Source organism: Mesorhizobium sp. M0018, assembly GCF_040323955.1.
Classification (GTDB): Bacteria; Pseudomonadota; Alphaproteobacteria; order Rhizobiales; family Rhizobiaceae; genus Mesorhizobium.
Map to the genome: position 1 here is coordinate 65,528 of NZ_JAMYVL010000023.1, position 21,262 is coordinate 86,789.

At 58.7% G+C, this 21,262-nt stretch carries 16 protein-coding genes and 4 pseudogenes; 13 read left to right on the plus strand and 7 right to left on the minus strand.

The features are described 5' to 3' along the window. Nucleotides 1–427 precede the first annotated feature (427 nt). Nucleotides 428–1,885, plus strand: coding sequence for an NAD-dependent succinate-semialdehyde dehydrogenase (locus NKJ81_RS26125; protein ID WP_502904337.1), 1,458 nt, complete (start codon nucleotides 428–430; stop codon nucleotides 1,883–1,885). Nucleotides 1,886–2,714: 829 nt separating this feature from the next. Here the strand turns inward: NKJ81_RS26125 and NKJ81_RS26130 are convergent. The 3 genes from NKJ81_RS26130 to NKJ81_RS26140 form a co-directional block, all read right to left on the minus strand. Continuing rightward, a complete protein-coding gene (locus NKJ81_RS26130) occupies nucleotides 2,715–4,718 on the minus strand; it encodes a class I tRNA ligase family protein (protein WP_352542157.1) in 2,004 nt (667 codons plus the stop codon). 335 nt (nucleotides 4,719–5,053) lie between these two features. Continuing rightward, the gene (locus tag NKJ81_RS26135) at nucleotides 5,054–5,833 is read right to left on the minus strand and encodes a phytanoyl-CoA dioxygenase family protein (RefSeq protein WP_352542158.1); all 780 of its coding nucleotides are present in this window, start codon (nucleotides 5,831–5,833) and stop codon (nucleotides 5,054–5,056) included. A gap of 506 nt (nucleotides 5,834–6,339) precedes the next feature. Beyond that, nucleotides 6,340–7,704 carry a lysine N(6)-hydroxylase/L-ornithine N(5)-oxygenase family protein gene (locus tag NKJ81_RS26140; RefSeq protein WP_352542159.1) on the minus strand — a complete coding sequence of 455 codons (1,365 nt, stop codon included), beginning with the start codon at nucleotides 7,702–7,704 and terminating at the stop codon, nucleotides 6,340–6,342. A gap of 1,504 nt (nucleotides 7,705–9,208) precedes the next feature. On the opposite strand from NKJ81_RS26140, the pseudogene NKJ81_RS26145 reads away from it, so the two are divergent. The 4 genes and pseudogenes from NKJ81_RS26145 to NKJ81_RS26160 form a co-directional block, all read left to right on the plus strand. Beyond that, a pseudogene (locus NKJ81_RS26145) lies at nucleotides 9,209–9,895 on the plus strand (prolyl oligopeptidase family serine peptidase); the annotation flags it as partial. A 791-nt stretch (nucleotides 9,896–10,686) separates the two neighbouring features. Beyond that, on the plus strand, nucleotides 10,687–11,091 hold the full coding sequence (locus tag NKJ81_RS26150; protein ID WP_352542160.1) for a prolyl oligopeptidase family serine peptidase: 405 nt from the start codon (nucleotides 10,687–10,689) through the stop codon (nucleotides 11,089–11,091). A 1-nt stretch (nucleotide 11,092) separates the two neighbouring features. Continuing rightward, a complete protein-coding gene (locus tag NKJ81_RS26155) occupies nucleotides 11,093–11,257 on the plus strand; it encodes a hypothetical protein (protein WP_352542161.1) in 165 nt (54 codons plus the stop codon). A 175-nt stretch (nucleotides 11,258–11,432) separates the two neighbouring features. Then, entirely contained in the window at nucleotides 11,433–12,128 is a 696-nt protein-coding gene (locus tag NKJ81_RS26160) for an OmpW/AlkL family protein (protein WP_502904331.1), read from the plus strand. Nucleotides 12,129–13,318: 1,190 nt separating this feature from the next. On the opposite strand, the gene NKJ81_RS26165 is transcribed toward NKJ81_RS26160, so the two are convergent. Continuing rightward, on the minus strand, nucleotides 13,319–13,462 hold the full coding sequence (locus NKJ81_RS26165; RefSeq protein ID WP_352542201.1) for a hypothetical protein: 144 nt from the start codon (nucleotides 13,460–13,462) through the stop codon (nucleotides 13,319–13,321). On the opposite strand from NKJ81_RS26165, the gene NKJ81_RS26170 reads away from it, so the two are divergent. Both NKJ81_RS26170 and NKJ81_RS26175 read left to right on the plus strand, forming a co-directional pair. Next, nucleotides 13,415–13,720: a hypothetical protein gene (locus NKJ81_RS26170; protein WP_352542194.1), complete on the plus strand. Its 306-nt coding sequence runs from the start codon at nucleotides 13,415–13,417 to the stop codon at nucleotides 13,718–13,720. The genes NKJ81_RS26165 and NKJ81_RS26170 overlap by 48 nt on opposite strands. Next, entirely contained in the window at nucleotides 13,708–14,064 is a 357-nt protein-coding gene (locus NKJ81_RS26175) for a 4'-phosphopantetheinyl transferase family protein (protein WP_352542195.1), read from the plus strand. The genes NKJ81_RS26170 and NKJ81_RS26175 overlap by 13 nt, the downstream gene beginning before the upstream one ends. Nucleotides 14,065–14,150: 86 nt before the next feature. Here the strand turns inward: NKJ81_RS26175 and NKJ81_RS26180 are convergent, their stop codons facing one another. The 3 genes and pseudogenes from NKJ81_RS26180 to NKJ81_RS26190 all read right to left on the minus strand — a co-directional run bounded on the left by NKJ81_RS26180 (nucleotide 14,151) and on the right by NKJ81_RS26190 (nucleotide 16,566). Continuing rightward, the gene (locus tag NKJ81_RS26180) at nucleotides 14,151–14,675 is read right to left on the minus strand and encodes a hypothetical protein (RefSeq protein WP_352542162.1); all 525 of its coding nucleotides are present in this window, start codon (nucleotides 14,673–14,675) and stop codon (nucleotides 14,151–14,153) included. A 270-nt stretch (nucleotides 14,676–14,945) separates the two neighbouring features. After that, nucleotides 14,946–15,296: pseudogene (locus NKJ81_RS26185) on the minus strand (IS110 family transposase); the annotation flags it as partial. 116 nt (nucleotides 15,297–15,412) lie between these two features. Beyond that, a pseudogene (locus NKJ81_RS26190) lies at nucleotides 15,413–16,566 on the minus strand (glycine C-acetyltransferase). A gap of 243 nt (nucleotides 16,567–16,809) precedes the next feature. Between NKJ81_RS26190 and NKJ81_RS26195 the strand changes: the two are divergent. The 6 genes and pseudogenes from NKJ81_RS26195 to NKJ81_RS26220 form a co-directional block, all read left to right on the plus strand. Further along, the gene (locus tag NKJ81_RS26195; RefSeq protein WP_352542163.1) at nucleotides 16,810–17,724 is read left to right on the plus strand and encodes a LysR substrate-binding domain-containing protein; all 915 of its coding nucleotides are present in this window, start codon (nucleotides 16,810–16,812) and stop codon (nucleotides 17,722–17,724) included. Nucleotides 17,725–17,884: 160 nt separating this feature from the next. Next, nucleotides 17,885–18,586 (plus strand): cysteate racemase, encoded by a 702-nt coding sequence (gene cuyB, locus NKJ81_RS26200; protein ID WP_352542164.1) that lies wholly within the window; start codon nucleotides 17,885–17,887, stop codon nucleotides 18,584–18,586. A 14-nt stretch (nucleotides 18,587–18,600) separates the two neighbouring features. Continuing rightward, nucleotides 18,601–19,587 (plus strand): D-erythronate dehydrogenase, encoded by a 987-nt coding sequence (gene denD, locus NKJ81_RS26205; protein ID WP_352542165.1) that lies wholly within the window; start codon nucleotides 18,601–18,603, stop codon nucleotides 19,585–19,587. 49 nt (nucleotides 19,588–19,636) lie between these two features. Continuing rightward, nucleotides 19,637–19,825 carry a M81 family metallopeptidase gene (locus NKJ81_RS26210; RefSeq protein ID WP_352542166.1) on the plus strand — a complete coding sequence of 63 codons (189 nt, stop codon included), beginning with the start codon at nucleotides 19,637–19,639 and terminating at the stop codon, nucleotides 19,823–19,825. 65 nt (nucleotides 19,826–19,890) lie between these two features. Then, entirely contained in the window at nucleotides 19,891–20,235 is a 345-nt protein-coding gene (locus NKJ81_RS26215) for a M81 family metallopeptidase (RefSeq protein WP_352542167.1), read from the plus strand. A gap of 165 nt (nucleotides 20,236–20,400) precedes the next feature. Next, nucleotides 20,401–21,226: pseudogene (locus NKJ81_RS26220) on the plus strand (transposase); the annotation flags it as partial. Between the last annotated feature and the right edge of the window lie 36 nt (nucleotides 21,227–21,262).

Here is a 21,262-nt window from a genome sequence, read left to right on the forward strand (position 1 = left end):
TCTCATCTTGCGGGCGCTCGCCCGGTAAACGGGATCTGTCTAAAGCCGCGAGGAGCGGTTTTCGCGGGCCTTGCCAGGCATTTGCCGGTTCAGGCGTCATTATTGGGGTGTGCTCCTCCTCAGGCCAGCCTCTCTTCGAGTGGATAGAGTCGCCGATTCGTGGTCCGCAGATTGTAGGCGCAGGCCACCAGCATCCACTCCGCGCGGTTGGCGAAGCCGATGTCCGTTGTTCAATCGTTCGACCAGTAGAACCGCGAGGCATCTCCTAGCGTATTCAGGTATTCTCCCTTTCCAGTCGGGTACCGTGGTCTACCAGCTGTCTGGCCGAGGCCCTATAAGGAACCCGGACGTCGCGGAGTACACACCGCACCTGCTATATATACCTGCTGCGTTGAGGAGGAATCCGGTATTGCCCCTGTGCCTGCCGATGATCCGTCACCTGAGATCCCCCGACCTGTTTGGACCCATTGATCGCCTGCCGGCACTTGGCACGCGGATTAGCGAGCGGACATTCGAGGTCCTCAACCCGTCGACTGGCGAAGTGCTGGCAGAACTACCCGACATGGGTGTCGAGGAGACATGCGCTGCGATCGACAAGGCCTATGTCGCGCAGCCTGGATGGGCAGGGCTGACCGCACGTGAGCGCAGCGACGTTCTATGGCGATGGCATCAGTTGATCATCGACCACGCCGACGATCTCGCCGCGATTCTCACCGCGGAGATGGGCAAGCCGCTTGCCGAAGCCAAGTCGGAGATATGGCATGCTGCGGCGTATCTGCAATGGTACGCCGAGGAGGCCAATCGCGTCTATGGCGAGACGATCTCCGCACCATCGATGGACCGCCGAATGCTGGTAATCAAGCAGCCCATCGGAGTTGTTGGCACGATAACACCATGGAATTTCCCGGCCTCGATGGTGGCGCGCAAAATCTCGCCAGCCTTGGCGGCGGGCTGCACGATCGTCCTCAAGCCCGCTGAACAGACGCCGCTCGTGGCGGGAGCAATGTTCGCCCTCGCCCATCAGGCTGGCTTTCCCGAAGGCGTCGTCAACCTGATCTATGCGTCCGAAGGTGACGCGGTCGGCCGCGAACTTTGTACCAATCCTAAGGTCCGCAAGATCAGCTTCACCGGGTCGACTGAGATCGGGCGCCTTCTCATGCGCCAGTGCTCGGACCAGATTAAAAAAGTCAGCCTTGAGCTCGGCGGCAATGCACCTTTCATCGTCTTCGATGATGCCGATATCGATGCCGCGGTTGACGGTGCGATCCAGGCGAAGTTCCGCAATGCCGGCCAGACCTGCGTTTCGGCGAACCGCCTTTACGTCCAGTCGGGCGTTCACGACGAGTTCGTCGAGAAATTCGTGCAACGGGCTCGCCAACTTCAAATTGGTGACGGTTTCGCTCCCGGAGTGGACATTGGACCGCTCATCGACAAGCACGCTTTGGCCAAGATCGAATCCCATATTGCCGATGCCGTCGCCAAAGGCGGCGCAATTCGATGCGGGGGCAAACGCATCGGCACGAATGGCACGTTTTTCCAACCGACAGTCCTGACCGGTGTCTCCAGCGAGATGACCGTCGCGCAAGAAGAGACATTCGGGCCGCTGGCACCGATTATTCGCTTCAAAGATGCGGATCAGGTCGTGCGTGAGGCCAACGACACGATCTACGGCCTCGCGGCCTACTTTTATGCCTCCAACCTGAAGCGTGTCTGGCGTGTGGCCGAGGCCTTGGAATATGGAATGGTCGGGGTAAATACCGGCCGGATGTCTTCAGAAGCGGCGCCGTTCGGTGGGATAAAACAGTCCGGCATCGGGCGGGAGGGATCCCGCCATGGCCTCGAGGACTACCTCGAAATGAAATATCTCTGCATGGGCGGCGTCTGAATTTTCGGCTTGCAGGGTTCACAGACCGGGTAACCTAGCGAGCGATCTCCAAATATGTGAATTGTAGGATCGCTCCTCGATTGGGAACTGAGGGGCGGCTCCGTACCCGAGCAAACACGCTCCTGAAGGAGCACCCTGGCTGGACTTATCTCTCGACGAGACAAGCGTCTGCTTTGTCGGCGAAGACGGCGTGCATGTGACGGAGGATACGCTTGCGAGGGATTTGGCGGCCCTCGCCGACTATCTTCAGGCGACGGGCTGTCGTTGCGCGGGTATGGTTGGAAGCTTGTGCACCATCGCGATCGTGAACGCTGGTTGTGCGCAATATCCGGTTTCTGGGGCAGAATTTTGAACCTGCTACCTTCCGATTGTCAGTAGCTCACTTGTTCTTCGGCCGACTGACGCGCCGGTACAGGCTCGGACAGAATCGAAGATAGCATCAGGCAGGCGTGCGCATTCGACATTTCCGGTGATCGGCGAACGATCCAGGGCGCGCCAGGTTGACCAAGCGCCTCGAACCGCATGACAGTCTTGACCGGCTGGAGGACGGAAATCCCGCGATGCCGAAGAGGTTGGTCAGCGCAATCGAGCCCACACGGCATTTGCGGCACGAAACAGCAAGGGCTGGGAAGCGATCGGCCGAGCGGTTCTCGAAGGCGCGGGCCAGGGTGTCGACGATGCGTTGGTTCAGGTCCGCCAATCTGGTCTCTACCGTCTGATAGCGGGTTCGGTCGCCAGTGACAGCGAATAAAGATATTTGGCATCATCGGCTTTGATTGCCGCGCAGATCTGGTCGAGATTGGGATAGCTCACTGATGCACCTTTGGGCTCACAGTGCTTCCTCCTCATCGAGATGAGGATTGCCGGATTTGGCGTAGAACACCAACACGGGTCCGAGATCAAAGCGCGTCCCGGGCGCAAGGCGCTGGACGGACCGGGGCCATGTTTCGGTTGAGACGCCATCGATGCCTCGCGCCAGCGTTCTGGCGAATCGGGGCATCAGCGGAGCGAGTGTCGCTGCCAGGATCGCAGCGGCCGTCGTCTGAAGGGCTAGCGAAGTCCGATTGCGGGCGGGATAGAAACGTCGCGCCGCTGCATAGTCTTGCGCCCGACGGTAGATCACGCAATCGCGCACGAAATCGCAGACCTGAGCGGCCGCGCGCCGGACCGAGAAGCCTTCGTCCGAATAGGCGCGCTCCATCGCCGCGCGATAGATCTCTATCCGAGCAAAGAAGGCGCGGTCGGCCGGGCTCCAGTCGCCTGCATCGGGTACACGGCCGGCAAAATCCTGCTTGATTTCCTGGTTCAACGCATCAAGCCAGTTCAGCCAAATCCCTTGGAACACCTCGTTCTCGGTGCGGCGCAGCGCGTCCAGCGTGAAATCCGTCCGCTCACCTTCCGGGCGCGTCAGGCCCAAATGGAGGCGCACGACGTCGACTGTCTTTGGGCTCAGAACCTCCTTGCCCCAGACCGCATGGCGGCAGCTGGTTGAGAACTTCTTGCCGTCGAGCAGGTAGAACTCGTTGACGTGATAGTGGATGCGTGGCGTCCAGTGGGAGAAGACCTCGGCGTAAAGAGCGGGGTAGAGTAGCGCGTGGTAGAACGAATTGTCGAAGCCGAAGAAATGGACAATCTGCCAGTCGTTGCCGGGCATCTCCGCCTTCCAGTCGCGACCCAGCAAGCGGCCGAGCGCCTGAATGTTGTAAAGAAAACCGAAGGCCATTTCCGGCCAGACCCAGATCACTTGGCCCGGGAACCCTTCGGCCGGCAGGCCCCAGTCCGAGGGGTGGGTAATGGGCACTGAAAAGTTGCCGCGTCGGCGTAGGCGCGCGAAGAGATCCAAGATCCGTAGCGGGACGCCCGACGCCCTTAGATGCCGGTCGATATTGTCGTAGCATCGGTCCAAGGCAAGTTCCGGGCGGCGGACGGAGCCGACCAGCGGCGCCTCGGCAGACTGCCGTGACCGGGCTGCACCCAAGTCGTGGCAAAGGTTTGGGGCGCCGCATTCCTCGCAGATGTTGCCACCGGCGGAGCCGCCACAATCGGGGCAGAGGCCGCTAACATCCGGCTCGTAAAGATAGTGGCCTGTCACAGCATCGAAAAGCGCAGGGCTCTGGCGCAGATCTACCGCCGTGCTGCTCAGAAGACTGCGGAAACACGCGGCTTGAAACTCGCCGTAACCGTCATCGCCCATTGTGGGTTGGAAGCTGTGGACGTCACAATCGAGAAGTGCAAGCGTGGCGCGAATCTCGTCGGCGTAGTAGCGCGCCACGTTTGCAGGCGTCGATTGATCGGCATCGGCGCGTGTCGTGACGTAGCTCTGGTTGTCATCGCTTCCAGTGAGGTGATATGCTTCGACTCCTTTCATGCGCAGGAAACGAGTATAGACGTCGGCGCCGAAATAGGGGCCAGAAAGATGCCCCAGATGCAGATCGCCATTTGGCGTTGGCGGCGTGGAGAAGACGAAGATCGGCCCGCGTGGAGCCGTGGTCTTTGCAGCGGCATCAAGGGCGGCCTCGCCGTCTCGCCAGTAGACATCGACGAAATCTAGGTCTTCGTTTCCGTCGTTGCGCAGCACATGCGCTTCAAAAGGGTGGAACAGAACGACATCGCCCGCCTCGACCGAGATTTCCCCACGGTCGGTCGTGACCTTGCCCGCGCCAGACAGGACCACGAAGGCCTCGATTTCGTCGTGCCGATGGGGCTCGGATGTAACGCCTGGTGCCAGCCTACCGAACGAAAAACCCGTGCCGACGCTTCCCGTTCCAAGCGTGGCCATGTCGATACCGAACGCCCGCGACAGCTCCGTTCGAGAAAACGTGTATTTGCGCATGACGAACCTAAGCTGTTGAAGCAGTGGGATCTTCGGCTGCCAACGCAACAGCCTCTTGTGCAAGTTGCGCTGAGAAGCGGCAGCCCAACCCGTTGGCGGCCCCGGCCAGAATAATGCGGCTCTGGGCCGCCAGGCGGGCAACGAGGGGGGCGCCAGTCGGGCTGTAGGCGTCATAGAAGACCGCCCTGCGACCACCTCCACAATCCACGTGCCGAAGCGTCGTAACGGGCTGCGGTCGATGCTCCGCGAGCCCGCAAATCAGAACGCCATACTCTCCGCGCATTTTTGAGCGGCCGATCAGTTTCGTGTGCATGCCTCCGCCTGGCTGCGTGAGCTCAATCGCGATAGAAAATGCCATTTGGGGGCTTGAGTTTGTCGAGATCGGCCACTTTGCCCTCGGGCGGGTTAAGGGCGCGCTTAAGCACGTTATATTCAGCGCGGGTCGGTCCACCGGTTGAAGCACGCTGGAACACCAAGTAGAGTGTCCGCCGAGAACGATTGCTTTTGTTCGGTCGTGAGTAGTGCGGTGCGTAATCGTCGAAGATGAAGATGTCGCCAGCCTTCCATACTACGGGTTCCCAAGAAAACATTTCGGCGACTTGAGGATCGATCACCCCACCGGCATCCATGGGAAACACCCCCTTCTTGTGGTTGCCGGGGCTGAAAAAAAGCCCGCCGTTTTCCGGGTCGGAGTCGTCGATGCCTATGGCAACCACCGCATGGACCATCCGGTCGGGGAGTTTGTGTGGAATGTGATAAATGTCCTGATGCGGGAGATAGCCGCCGCTGTCGGGGTAGTGGAAAATCAGCAACTCCTTGAGCCTGCGCGAATCTTCGCCAAGCAAATCCTCGACCGCTGATTTTATACGCTGATCTTCTAAGAGCAAACGACGCAATGGATCATGGAAGTCGAGAAAATTCTCGATCTTGGAGGTGATCTTTCGATTGTCCGTCGTCTTCTCGAACCACATGAGCCATTTATCATTGCTGACATCCCAGCGTGACATATCTTCGACAAAACTGGAGATATCTTTCTGAGCCGCTGGAGCGAAGAAGCTTTCGAGCCTGACGTATCCGTCTTTCTGCCACTTTTCTCTTTGTGCATCAGTCAACATGCGAAAAGCCTCCTGTTGGAAAGACTGGTTGGTCGGACATCCCGATTAGGGCAGTCGGGCGCTGGTCAAGTTGCGGGTCCACGGAGACGGACTCACGTCATGTGGGACGGCGATGCTAAGTGCGTTCCGCTCCGGCGGATATTGTCCGCAGAAGCTCGGCGCGAGACTGCCTATGTCAGGCTCAGCCGGGTCCAGGGGTTCCGCAAACTGGGCCGGATCAATCGCTTCACCCGGTCCAGCCACGACACGCATCGCTAAAGGCCGGCACCATCCGCTGACCGCCGACCCAGCCATGGCCGCCAAGACCACGGCGCTCTTTCGAGTGAGCGACCTGGTACGGTCTTGACAACCGTAGGGGAAATACACGCCCCCGGAATAATGCGATGCGCCGCTTGGTCCAAGGGCTTGTTCGGTCACGATGATTTCGGAGAAGCCTCCGGCCTTCGCCGCAGCGGAGGCGGACATCATTCCTAGGATGCCACCGCCGATGATCAAAAGTCTACGAGTCATATCCCGCTGCCCATTTCTTCGGCTGCGGGGGCGGGCCAGCTCTCGATCGAGGTATGGCTGATGAAGCCAGGATGCTCGGGGTTCGCGCATGGCGCGCGCCCAAGAAGGCTATCGAGGATGCGGCGCGCGCGCCAGGCCAGCAGGCTTAGGTTCGGATCGGCCAGGCCGCGCTGCCCGAGGCTCGCGTTTTGTACGAAGATGCGTCTGTCACGCGGTCCGTCCCAGCTCACCGAAAAATCCTCGCGAATAGCTAATTCATTGTCGATCTGCTCCAGCCGGTGCGCGATGGGTTCCAAGAAGTCTGGCACCGCGTTCTCGTAGCCGGTGGCCAGGATGACGATGTCAGCCGTGACTTCTTCGACTTCGTCCATGCCGTGCTGCAGGGTCAGCCTGTGACCCGCGCCGGCGTTGATGCAGTGCGAGACGGTGCAGCCTGGCCGCAGTGTGATGTCGCATCGGTTTGGCTCGACAAATGCGTGGCGGTACAGCGCCTGATAGATCGCGCGCAACGTGCTTTCCGAAATGCCGTCCGAGGCAAGCACGAAACGCCGCAGGAGCAGCTTACGCTGCGACTCGCTCATCGCTGCGAAACGATCCGAAAAGCAGGGCATGAACAACTCGTTTGTGAACGGGCTGTCGTCGAGAGGCAGGTAGTTCTCACGCTGCGAGACCCAAGTGATCGAGGCAGGCCGCCGTTCTTTCGGCAGGCCGACAAGGTGCAACATCACCTCGGCTCCGGACTGGCCTCCGCCAACCACGCAGACATGCTTTCTCCGCACCTCAGGATGGACGTGCAATAAAACAGATGAGTGGAACAGGTTGCGTCCAGTCCAGCCCTGAAACTGAGGCGGAATTTGCGCCTGCTTGCCAATGCCGACCACGACGTTTCTGGCGCCGAGAACCGCGTTATCGGTCCGCACCCGAAACGCGCCGTCAAAGCGGATTTCGTGCACGGTCTCGCCGCCATGGACAAGTGGGTTCCTGTGGAAGGCCCAGTTCAGGTACTGCTCAAACTCAGCTCTGAACACAGCCTCGAACTGTGCGTTCAGGAAGTGGTACAAACGCCCGTTCTCGTGCAGGAAGTTTACGAAAGTGTACGCTGATCGCGGACTCACCAGTGTGACCAGATCCTTGAAGTGGCTCACCTGGAGCTCCGAGGAATCGAATGCGATGCCTGGATGCCAGCGGAAGTCGACCTGCCGATCCAGGAACAGTGCCCCTTGCCCAACTTGCTCGTGTATCTGACACGCAAGGCTCAAATTGGACGGCCCAGCACCGACCCCAACGCAAGATAACTCCACTTGCTTTCCTCCTATAGAGTCTTCCCACTGGGCGGCTTGTTCGTGGCGAATATCGGCCATAGCCTTGGGCCCCCTCGCGGACGTTCGAGCCCCGGTCCCGACCGGGTTTGGAGAATTTGTCCAGCGCGCTCGGGTCGAATGTAAACCCGAGCATTGCAGCGCTGTGACAATCGACGGGTTATGCCGGCGACGTGGGGCAACGACGTATGTCCTTTCCGCCCGTCTGGATGCCCGCGTCGCGGTCACGCGAGACGCTTTCCAGGCCCATTAAGGTGTTTGAGGCCGGCGCAATCGCCCGCCTCAACCATGACTCGCCGGCCTTTCGGCGGCTTGATGGCAGGCGAGAGCGCGGTTTTTCTGCGGCGACGGCATTTTCGGTGCGCATGATCATGGACGACGTCTCGCTGATGCGTTCGCAGAGTCCCATGCATGGGCCGTGCCAGAGAAGAAAAGTTTTTATTAAGCAATAGGTTGGCCGATTTGCGATCCTGTCGGAAATCCGACATTGAGGGGAACGCCTCACGGCGACGCCCGATTTGCACGTCCCTGTCGTCTTTTCCGAATAGCTAGTCGGGCACCTTCTGCACCAGAATACTTCTCTCGTGGAGACCAGCACGAAGTCTTCATGCACCGACAGTGCAGAACCTGGTCTCTGCCGGACAGATCGCGATATGCCTTCTCCCATCGAGGTCGACAGTTGCAAGAGCTGCCAGATCCTTCGCCCTATCGTGCCGTTGCGCTGGCTCGATCCCGACATCCTCGGAGGCCGCGATCATGAAGAGTGACGCAATCTCATGTCCGCCGCGAGGCCTCTCTCATGGGAAAGCAATTCTCTATGTTGGTGTCGGATCGATGCTCTTGATCAGATGGTTGCGGATGGGCGCATGCCCAGACCTAAGCGCATCAATCATTGCGCGATATGGGACCTTCACCAACTGGATTGTCGAATCTCTGTAAAGATAGCCGGAAGACAATTGCGTTATGACCACTCTGCCGGTCTCAAAAGCACGTGCGCCATTCGGTCCCTGCGACTCAATCCAGGCGGAGGGATGAGGCCGCAAAGCAGTCTTTTGCGCGCCCACCGGTGGGCCAGGATGGAGCCATCGTAAACGCAGTTATTCGATGATCGCGCCGCGGAGTCCTCAGGCTGTGCCGCGCCCGACACCGGCGACGTAGTGGTCGTCGATCGCCCCGTCGCCGATGTCGATCCGAAGCTCGGCCAGTTTCGCGGTGAGCTTCACTGCTTATTCCGCAGTGCCCACCGATCTGGCACGGGAGGTTCTATCAGGCGGTCACGGCTGCATTCGTTGTCGGGTCTCCGACAAAGTCGGACATGAGACAACCGCGATCAGAGCCATGTCATTGTTGTTAAATGATTTTCTCGTTTGGCACGACACCTGCAACGCAGTCCGCAAAACGCGCTGCGGCACGGACAGAGGAGAAATCATCCCATGATCATGCGCGCCGAACATGCGGTCGCCGCCGCGAAAACAGAGCTCTCCCGAGGCTAAGGAGAACATTGAAATTGTTTTCCAGTCGACATCATTCTTCACGTTATCCGGACATGACCGCGTTCGATTTCCGCCCAACGCTGAATGCTCCCGACGGTGATCCCTATCTTTGGCTAGAAAATGTTGAAGGCGAGCGGGCACTTGCCTGGGCCGCCAGCCAGTCGGCCAGAACCCTGGGGCACTTCGGTGTAACGCAGTTCGATCGCGACCGTGACCCCCTGACAGCGATCTTCGACCGTCCTGACAAGATTGCCTTGATCACCCGCCGCGGCCCGTACCTCTACAATTTCTGGCAAGATGCCGGAAATCCGCGCGGACTGTGGCGCCGGACCACCCTTGCCGCCTACATGAAAGTTGCTCCCCAGTGGGAGCTACTGCTCGATCTGGACGCCCTCGCCGCTAGCGACGGAGAGGACTGGATCTGGGGCGGCGCGTCCCTTGAGCCGGAGAGACGGGAAAGAGCCGTTCTGCGCCTGTCGCGCGGCGGCAGCGACGCGGTCGTGCATCGCGAATTCGATCTGGGATGTCTTAGCTTTGTCGCTGATGGTTTCAACCTCGCGGAGGCCAAGGGCGAGGTTAATTGGCTCGACCCTGACACGCTTCTGCTTTCTAGTGTGCTTGGTGATGGCATGGCCACCCGCTCCGGTTACGCGCGCACCGTGCGGCTGTGGAAGCGTGGCGCGGATCCGCTCACCGCGCCGGTAATATTCGAAACCGGTTCCCCCTCCATGGGCGTGTTCTGCCATCTGGACCGCACCGCCGAGAGCGAGCGCCTCTGGTTCATCGAGCGGTCGACCTACTTTGAGAAGATCGTCCGAATCGGCGACAGGAGCGGGCCGAAGATGCGGATCGACCTTCCTCAGGACGCCTGGTGGAGCGGCTTCGGCGACTGGATGGCGATAAAGCCGCGCAAGCTATGGACAGTGGGAGGGATGACCCTTGCCGCGGACGCGCTGATCGGCATCTCGGTTTCCTCCTTCATCGCTGGCGAGCGCAGTTTTGCCATCCTCTTTGAACCAGGCGACAGGCGCTCCCTCCAATCATTCTTCTGGAGTAACGGGAAGCTCGTTATCTCCTACCTCGTCAACCTCGATCCACGTTTCGAGATGTTCACCCCCGAGGGCCAGGAATGGACGCGCCGAGCGCTGGACACCGTGCCCACCGAAGGGACTGTTCACCTTCGGTCGCTCGATGCTGAACGTCACGAGACCAATGGAGAGGTCCTCATTTCGGCTCAGGACCCGATCACGCCGCCGAAGCGTCTCCTATTGGACCTCAATGCCGCGGCGCCTCTCGGCGCTCCAGTAATCGTGAAGCGCGACCCGGAGAATTTCGACGCATCCGGGCTGATGGTCACGCGCCACGAGGCAGTCTCGACCGATGGTGAGATGATCCCCTATATGCAGGCCGGTCCGGCGAACGGGAACGGGGATGCCCCGGTTCGCCTCACCGCCTACGGCGGGTACGGCAAATCGCTCCTGCCCCACTACAACTCCTCGCTCGGCAAGCTGTGGCTCGAACGCGGCGGCACGTGCGTGGTGGCGAACATCCGGGGCGGCGGCGAGTTCTGCACCGTTGGCACGAGGCCGGGCGCAGGGAGGGCAAGCGCCTCGCCCATGACGATTTCGCCGCCGTTGCCGCCGACCTCGTGCGAAGGGGCATTACGCTGCCGAGGCGGATTGCCGCCGAGGGCGGCTCAAATGGCGGCCTCCTGATGGCCAATATGCTGACCCGCTATCCTGAAAATTTCGGCGCGCTGTTCTGCAAAATGCCGCTTGTCGACATGCGCCGCTACACCAAGCTTTTGGCGGGCGCGAGCTGGATTGACGAATATGGCGATCCCGACAAGCCGGAGGAATGGATTTTCCTAAAGGAAATCTCCACTTATCACGCCGCAACGCCGGGACAACCGTATCCGCCCGGGCCACGCGCGTAAGATGGCCGCAAAGCTGCAGGCTCTTGGCTATCCCGCTTACTTCTACGAGCCCGGCGCGGGCGGGCACGGCTACGGCAAGGACAATCGGGAGCGGGCCGCATTCATTGCTCTGGGCAACAATTTCCTTCGCAGTGCGATCGGCTGGCAACCCGATGGCGTTCGATAGGTGGGCGGAGACAAAGGGCAATGTTTCAATAAGTGAGTACAGGTCGATGATTGCGAGCATAATGTGTGCGCGGTCCCACACAAACCGCGCATGAGCGCTCCGCCAATCCCAAGCAATTCGAGCAAGATTTTCCGTAATTCAGTCCACATTTTCTGAAGAGCAAGGAGAGAATATCATGGCGAGAAACCAAATGCGCGTGGCGCGGGGAGTAACAGCGGCCGTCATCCTCATGGTGGTGGGACAGCAGGCCGTCGCGGCGGACCTTGCGCAAGCGGGGAGCGTCCCGCAGGCGGGAGCCTCGGTCACGGAAGCGCCAAGCCCTTGGCAGATCCGCCTGCGCGCGTTGGGCGTCATCACTGAGGATTCGGGCAACGTTAATACGGTGCCCGGCTCCGGTCTTTCCTTTTCGGACACGGTGCCGCCGGAACTCGATATCTCCTATTTCTTCACGGACAACATCGCCGCCGAACTCATACTCGGCACCACCTATGCCAACATCGAGGGCCAAGGAGCGATCGGCGGGCTAGGCAATATCGGCAAGGTTTGGCTGCTGCCGCCCACGCTCACATTGCAGTATCATTTTACCAATTTCGGCGCTTTCAAGCCCTATGTCGGCGCCGGCGTGAACTACACGATCTTCTATAACCAGGATGCCGGCAGCGCCGATGCTCTCAAGGTTAAGAACACGTTCGGCACCGCGCTGCAGGTGGGGTTCGACTACATGGTGGATCAGCACTGGGGGGCCAACTTCGACGTGAAGAAGCTTTTCCTCAAGCCAGACTTCGACGTCACGGTCGACGGCGCGAAGCTGACGGGGAAGGCTGCGCTCGATCCGTGGTTGATAGGCGCAGGCGTCACCTACCGTTTCTGATACCAAAGGCGACGCGGCTTGCTGACAACCGATCTGAAATCAAGGGCGCCTCCTGCGCCCTTATACCCTCGAAAGCCGTGACGCTCAGGACAGGTGAGATTGGAGAGACGTGTCTTCACTTCCAGTGCAGCAACACTCAGCGGCAGCACCAACAAGCTCGATCCGATTGGTTTCGGCTCGCCGGCTGATAGTGAAGATTGGCTCAGCACTGATCGGCGATCCAGAAACCGGATAAATACGCGGTTCTTGGCTTGAGACACTAATAGAGGATGTCGTCCGATTTTTCGCTCGCGGGCAGCAGGTGATCATCGTCACGTCTGGTGCTGCCGCGGTCGGCTCAAGTCACTTCAACCATCTGGACAGATCTCTGTGAGTTGAGGAGAAACAAACGGCCGCCGTTATCAGGTTCAACTCATGCGTGCCTATGAACAGAGTTTTAAACGCTGTAGTTTTGGCGTTGGGCAAATACTATTGACCCACGAAGATATAGATGTTCAGCATCGCCGCCTCAATGCGGTTTCAACCCTTCAACACTTCTCAAAGTTGGCGACGTACCCATTAGCAACGAGAACGACACGACCGCAACGGCGGTCGTACGCACTCGGACACGACGGCGCCGGGCCAAATTCAGGTGCATGGAAGGTTGGTTGTGCCGCCACTTTCTCACCGCCCCTCTTACGAGCAAGATTGACTGACGGTAGCGCCCGATCCAAGTATCTGCGGCTGCGGGTGGCGCGCATGTTTCAGGGGTTTCGGTTCAAAGTCGTCGTCGCACAGCAATGGTCGGCCCACACCTTGCAATCGAGTCATTCCTCGGATGCAACTCGACCAGTTCGCGGTGAGTTGAGTTTTCCGCGGCGCACACCGAGCTCGCACAGGGGACCGACAGGCGGTCACGGTTAGACTCGTTGTCGGATCTTCGACGATGTCGGACATGAGACAGTGCTATTAGAATGATCGCACTGTTCTGAAATGATTTTCCTAGTTGGCACGACCCATGCTCGGGCTATCCCCAAACGCGCTGCGGCACGGACTGAGGAGAAATCATCCATGATCACGCTCGCCGAACATGCGGTCGCCACCGCGAAAACTGAGCTTTCCCGAGCCGAAGGAGAACCTTGCGTTTGTCTACGGCGATGGGGTCTAGGCTGGGCCCTGTGGCGGTGAGCGCGGCCTCCAGCATCCGCGCCTCAGCCCTCAGGCACCTCATTGCTCTTTCTGCCCGTCCGCTTGGATTTCTTAAAGACGTGACCTTGCACGACACGGGATACGTCGATGCGGTTCTTGTGCACGGCCGGTTCGATTTCGAGTGCTACACGGAAGATCTGTTTCATAAGCTCGCCTTGCCCTTCCCTCCCAGCTTGTGCACGGCACTACCGTTACGCGGTGCCGAATTTCTGGCCGGTCGCGCGATGGCAGACGCGGCGTTGCAGGCGCTGGGCCAACTTACTACTGAGATTCCCATCGGTCCCGACCGCGCCCCAGTCTGGCCAAAAGGCTCAGTTGGTTCAATCACCCATGCGCGGGGCATTGCGCCTGTTTCGCCAAAGGCGATCCAGGCTGGCAAGCCGGTGTCGACATCGAGGCAATAGCCAGCGGCCACGCGTTGGAATCGATCCTGAGTATGACGGCTAACCAGCGTGAACGTGCCTTGATTGCACGACAGACGGCGCTCCCTCCAGATCGGCTGGCAACGCTGCTCTTTTCGGCAAAGGAGACACTTTTCAAAGGACTCTACCCGGTGGTGCGGCGCTTTTTTGGGTTCGACTGTGCTGAACTACGGACGCCCCCTGCGAACGGATGCTTGCGGCTGCACCTAACACAAACCCTTTGCGGGGAATTACCTGCGGGCGAATCCTATGACATCCGCTCTGATACCACCGCCGACTGGGTATTGACTTGGCTAGCCGTGCATCGGTTACGGAGGCAAGCCTGATCACCCGAGCCGCATGTAAAATATAGCGGTCTGCCCTTTCACAGCCGGTTCCGTCCGGCGGATCCTCGTCGCGCGCTCGTGAGGCGTCAGCTTTTGCAAACTATGCGCGTCGTCTGCGCCTTGCGCTGCTCAGACACACACTCCACTTGCTCGAACATTTCCTTGCCCGGGCGGACGAGGCTGTCGCGACCGGCCTCGGCTCGAAACGCCCAGATCCTGATCACCGTCCCTCGGCCGAAAAGATGAAGCTGAACTGATGACGGTCGCTGGTCGTGCCATCCTCCGGATTCATAGAGTTCCTCGGGCTTGCTATCGAATGCCAGCGCGCTGGATATAGCGCAGATGAGCGCGCGCCGACTGAAGTCCCTTTCCATCCAGCTTGACGACACGGGACTTGATGACGAGGCGCGGCTGGAAGGCGGCGAAGCGGTCCGCGACGCAAGCTCGCTGCAGACGCCGGCACCGCGCCCGATCCCGGTGCCATGGAAGGTTCCCTTGCCGCGACTTTCCCAACCACGAGCAAGATTGGCTGACGGCAGCGTTCGAGGTATTTCCGGCCGCGGGTGACGCGCATTTTTACGGGGCTTCGGTTCAAAGTCTTCGTCGCGCATCAAAGGCCGGCCCCCACACCTTGAGCTCGAATCATTCCTCGAGTTGGCAGCTCGACCGGTCCGCGGAATCGGCGCCATATAATCCGGTGGTTGTGCGCCATCTGGCGCCTTGGCGGTCCTACAGTGAACGCCGCCATCGCGCACTACAAGCGATGGTCAAATGCGCAACTGTAGGGCGTCGGCCTAGTATTGTCTGCGCCAGAGCGACCAGCTCATGACAAAGGATGTACTGATCGGCGGCCGGAACAGGAGCCGTGCTCAGGAGATAGCGGATTTCAGGCATGCCGGGGGGTACCATCCCATCCGCAGCAGTTGGGCGATCCCGCGTGCATCTTTCCGGTCGGTCTTCACCGGCATCGCCGAGAGCGCCGCCTTCACGTGCCGTGTCTCGAGCAAAACCGCATCGCGTCCGGCGGCAACAAGCTTGGCATGGAGCCACTGCGATAATGGCCCGGCCTCGAGCCCAATGCGGATGACAGACAATTCTAGTTCGTCGAAATAGCGGACCAGTGTCTCCGGCTCGCTGGCGATCTTGACCTCGCGCACGATCGCTCCGCTCGCGTCCACAATGCACACGCTGCTCTCTTCCAGAGAGACATCGACTCCCACATAGTGTTCCATGGCTGTTCCTCTCATGATGCTGGAGCCGATCGCTCGGACTCCGTTTCAACACCATCATTCTGAGGGACAGCCACCCAACCTGGCTATGCTCGCGAAGGCCGGGCCCATTACGGCATCTAGATGACTCCGAGTTCTCGTCCCGCTTCCGCAAAGGCTGCGATCGCGCGCTCTACATCGCCCCTAAAATGGGCGGCCGACATCTGCGTGCGGATCCGGGCCTGGCGCTTTGGCACGACCGGGAACGAGAAGCCGATACATAAAGCAGTTTCGCCATGTCCTGCGCCAGCTTGCCAGTCGCCGAGCATGACCGGAATGATCGGATGATACTCGCCAGCCAAACTGAAACCGAGCTTCGTCATTTCGGAGCGGAACAGCATCGCATTGGCCGCCAGGCGTTCGCGTAGCGCACCGCCGTTCTCGATCAGTTCGAGGACCTTTAGCGAGGCCGCCGCGATCACTGGCGCCAGCGTGTTGGAGAGGAGATAGGGTCGCAAGCGCTGGCGCAGCCAGTCAACGACTTCGGCGGTCGCCCGAAGCGCCTCCAAGCGCTTTGCCGAGCGAGCCGGTGATGACATCGACGCGGCCTTCCGCAATATTCCGCCGAACCGCGCCCATGCTTACCGACAAAGCCGACGGCATGGCTGTCGTCAACCATCACCAGGGCACCATACTTTTCGGCGACGTCGCAGACACCTTGCAGGTTGGCGATGATGCCGTCCATCGAGAAGACGCCGTCGGTGGCGATCATCTTGAAGCGGCTGCCTTCGGCCTTCTTCAGCTCTTCTTCCAGCGCTTTCATATCGTTGTTGCCGTCGCGGAAGCGTTTCGTTTTGGAGAGCCGCACCCCGTCGATGATAGAGGCATGGTTCCACGCGTCGGAAATAATCGCATCGTCTTCGGAAAGCAGCGTTTCGAAGAGCCCGCCATTGGCATCGAAACAGGAAGAATAGAGGATCGTGTCTTCCATTCGCAGGAAGGAGGAAATGCGGGCTTCGAGCTGCTTGTGCTCCTCCTGCGTACCACAGATAAAGCGGACGGAGGCCATGCCATAGCCGTACCGATCCAGCGCTTTCTTGCCGTCTTCGGCCAATTCTTCGTTGTCGGCAAGTCCCAGATAGTTGTTAGTGTGGAAGTTGAGCACCCGCTCGCCCGAAGCGATAGCAACCTCGCCGGCCTGCTTCGAGGTGACGACCCGCTCGGATTTGTAGAGTCCGGCCTCCTTGAGAGCAGCCAATTTCCTTCTAAGGTATGGCAGGAAGGCTATAGTCATCATATTCCTTTCGTAAAGGATCAGCCCAAGCGTGTGATGCAGAACCAACCAGTGATCGGCGTCCTTGCACGGAGAGCTTGGGGTTCAGGATTCAGCAGTGGGTCCCAGACTGGTCGACTATTACCGTCGTGAAAAAGTGGGTCGAATTACTATTCCCGTTTCTCAGCATTAGCACACCTAGTATCATAGGATTTGATGCGTTGGTTCGCGTCAACACGCCGGTGGTTCGCTGGAGGGCAGGAATTGTTGAAGAAACTTGATGCCAGCCTCGTTGCTGACCTTTGGGTGTTTAGGATTGCCGCGGAAACGGCGAATTTCAGTCGTACCGGCGACGCGTTGGCGATCACGCAAAGTGCCGTGACTCAGCGCATTCAGCGCCTAGAGGCACGCTTAAACGTCAAGCTGTTTGAGCGGGAGCGAGGCGGTATACGGACGACGCATCTGGGGACCCTGCTTTTTCGCGCCTGCAGCTCGGGCTTCGAAAACATGGAGAAATGCCTTGCTGAACTGGCGATATCCGTGTCGCTTCCGACTCTCAGCATAAACTGTACGCCATCGCTCACACTCGGTTGGCTGACGACACGGCTAGCCGAGTTTACCAACGAGCGCCCCGATATCGATGTCAAGATGTTTGTGGAGATGCGCCAGCTGGATAAAGCACGCATGATCTCAGAGGATTTCGATATAGTAATCCGCTATGGTCCCTCTCCATTGGCAGGAACAAACGTTGTCTTTGAGTGCGCGGAGCCGTCTTTTCCGGTGATTTCACCGGATCTTAAACGTAGTCTCGATCGTGGTGAATTACGTGAACTCGTTCTTTTACATGACGCGACGCCTTGGCCAAACTGCTTGGCCCCGGCTGAGGAGTGGTCATTGTGGCAGCATAAATACGGCATACCTTGGGAAATACCGACGCGCGATCGCTTCTTTAACCTCGCGTATCTTGCCTACCAATCAGCAATAAACAGCGAGGGCGTTGCTCTGGGGCGGTCGTTGCTCGTCAAATCTTACCTGGAATCGGGCTTGCTCGTGCCTTTGGTGGAAAACCAGACGCTTGATATCGTGAAGTATTTCGTCTCAACGCAGTCGGACCCGCCGCCGCACGTCCGGGAATTTATCACATGGCTTCGAAACAGACTAACGAGCGATCTTAGCTAAAAATATTAAATCGGCTAATGACCGCCATCATCTAAGATAATTAGACGCGACTGATCTTCCCCGTTTACCATCAGCCCAGATCGTCCGCAGGGTTGCAGGACGTGCTCGGCAACTGAGTGCGCTCCTTTGCCTTCCGATCGCTTACACCGGGGAGGGTGACATGCCGCAAAAGACGGTCGGAATCATTGGTGGGCTAGGCCCCTTGGCTACCGTTGCGTTCATGAACTCCGTCCTGGAGCACACGCCTGCTAAGAGGGAACGCGATCATCTCCACATGATCGTCGATTGCAATCCAAAAGTTCCGGACATCAACGCCGCGATACTCGGGAGAGGTCCAAGCGCGGCGGTTGCGCTTGTTGAAAGCGCGAAGCGGCTCGAAACTGCTGGAGCAAACTTCATCGTGATGGTTTGCAATGCGGTCCATGTCTATGAACGCGAGTTGAAGCAGTCGGTTTCTGTTCCCTTCATTAGCATGATTGAGGAAGCGGTGACGAGAATCCAGTCCGATTTCCCGCAGTGCAGGCAGGTGGGCCTATTGGCAACCAACGGCTGCTTGCACTCCCAGCTCTATCAGGACGCATTTCTACGCCGCGGTCTCACGCCAGTGTTGCAGACAGCAGATGAGCAAGGACAACTGATGCGCGCGCTCACTCGGATTAAGTCCGGCGATCTAGGCAATAAGGTCCGCACCGAAATCCTCTCGACGATCAGTGCTCTGGCGAAGCGCGGAGCTGAAACCGTCGTTCTCGGCTGCTCCGAAATCGCTCTGGTCGGGTCAATTGCGGAGAGCGACGTGCCGCTGGTCGATCCCTGTCTCGCGTTAGCCCAGGCCACAATCCATGCGGCGACAAATCAGAACTGAGGAGTAATTTTACAATGCACGTTCTTGTAACCGGCGCCTGCGGTTTCCTCGGGAGAAAATTGATTGAAGCGCTCTTGATCCGGGGATACTTAGTTGGATCGATGGGTGAGACCACTCCAGTTTCGCGGATTGTTGCCACCGATATTCTTTCAGAGCCACACGATCTACCTACAGACGAGAGAATATCCTACCACCCTGGCGACATATCTGATCCGAAGTTCGTTGCTTTGCTGTTTGCGAACAATCCCGGGAGCGTATTCCATTTGGCCGCTCTGGTTAGTGGCGGGGCCGAGCAGGACTTCGACGCTGGCATGAAGGCAAATCTGACCGGTACGCTTCACTTGCTCGAAGCGGCAAGGCGTACCGGCGTTTGCCCGCGATTTGTCTTTACGAGCTCGATTGCAACCTATGGGGGAGACCTGCCGGAGGTCGTATCAGACGAATACCACTTAACACCGGAAAGCTCCTACGGCGTCCAGAAGGCAATCGGTGAGCTCCTTGTGAAGGACTACACCCGAAAGGGTTTTGTCAACGGCCGCTCGTTCCGACTTCCAATCATCGCCGTCCGTCCAGGAGGAGCCAATAGTGCCGCTTCATCCTGGGCAAGCGCCATAATACGAGAGCCCCTTAAAGGTGTCGACTATGATTGCCCAGTTGCGCCCGAGGATCGAGGCTTCCTGTTGTCCCCTTCGAAGGCCATCGAGGGGTTGATTGTAGGACATGAGGCTCCCGATGAAGCCTGGGGCCGGAATCGATCGCTTATGATGGCAGGGCTGAGTTGCACAGCGCGGGAGCTCGTCGATGCCCTTGAAAGGGTCGCGGGCGCTCAAGTTGCGCAACGGGTAAGATGGCAGCCGGATCCGTTCGTGAGAGGCATAATCACCACTTGGCCGACGCAGTTTTCGCTGGAGAAAGCGACACATATTGGGTTGAAAGCCGATGCTTCAATTGACGCGCTAGTGGCCGATTATATCGAAAACATGAAGGCGACGTCGCTCTGAACGAGTTCATCTGTAGCAAGAAAATCATCTATTTGGCGGGGTTAAATGCATGAAATCGACAGCACTACGAATTGCGGTGGCAAGCTTCAGCCATGAGACAAATAGCTTTTCATCAACGCCTACTACGATGGCGGACTTCGTTGAAGACAACGGAGCGCATGGTATGCTTCGCGGCGAGCAAATCTTCGCTCACATGAGTGAAGGCAATAATGCATTTGCCGGCTTCTTGTCAGCTTAGCTTCATCCCTGCCTGATTGGCAACCTGTCCCTACACTTTGTGCGGGCGCCTATCCTTCCGGCACGGTGCCCAGGTCCGTATTTGAAGCAATTGTGGGCGAACTCATCCAACACATCGCCGATGCGGCGCCGCTTAACGCCGTCTTTCTTGATTTACACGGTGCGATGTTCAGCGAGGACTATCCGGACGGAGAGGGAGAAATCTTGCGCCGCGTGCGGCAGACAGTCGGCTCCAATGTGCCGATTGTCGCGGCACTGGACCCTCACGGGAACATCTCGAAAGACATGGTGGAGATAGCAGACGTATTGGTCGCCTATCGTACCTATCCCCATGTGGACATGGCGGAGACAGGCAGCCGTGTGTTCGGGTTGTTGGAACGTATTTTGGTCACAGGCCACAAGCCATTTTAAGCCTTTCGCCAAATTGATTTCCTAATTCCGCCTGTCTTCCAGCCAACTTTGATCGAGCCAAACGTTACCGTTTGAAGTGCCCCCCATTTCGACCGGACAGTCGGCATAAGCAGAAAGGCTCAAGCACAGGCTTGGGGATAAGCTTATGTCAACGAGTATCGACGCATTGAAGTGATAACAGGCGACGTCCGCCGCAGGCGGTGGACAACCGAGCAAAAGCTGCAGATCATCGAGGAGAGCTTTGAGGCGGGCGAGACGGTATCGTCTACCGCCCGCCGGCATGGGGTTGCGCCAAATCTCCTTTATCGGTGGCGCAGATTGTTGAGCGAGGGAGGGGCAGCCGCCGTGGATTCAGACGAACCTGTCGTCGGCAATTCCGAAGTCAAGAAGCTCGAAGAACGCGTGCGCGAGCTGGAGCGCATGCTCGGCCGCAAGACGCTGGAAGCCGAGATACTGCGCGAGGCCCTTTCCAAAGCCCAGTCAAAAAAACCGATCTCGCGGCCGCTCTTGTTGTCGAAGGACGGTTCCCGATGAAGACGGTAGCCGATACCTTGGGTGTCTCCCGCTCCAACCTCGTCGAGCGACTGAACGGCAAGTCGAAGCCTCGCCTGGGCGGCTGTCGCCAATGCCGGGATATCGGGCTCCAATGTCCGCGACATGATGCTGGAGGCTGTCGAGAAACGCTTCGGCGCGACCCGAGCGCCGCATGCCATCGAGCACTTGTCCGATCACGGCTCGCCCTACACGGCGCGGGAAACCAGGTTATTTGCTCAGGCACTTAATCTGACGCCCTGCTTCACACCCGTCGCCAGCCCGCAGTCCAACGGCATGTCCGAAGCGTTCGTCAAAACCTTGAAGCGGGACTACGTCCGCATCTCAAACCTTCAGGACGCCGAAACCGCGCTCCGGCAGATCGATGGATGGATGACAGATTACAATGAATCCCACCCCTCACTCCGCGCTCAAAATGGCTTCTCCTCGGGAGTTCATCAGGGGAATCTCAACCTAGCCGACTGTCCGGTGAAAC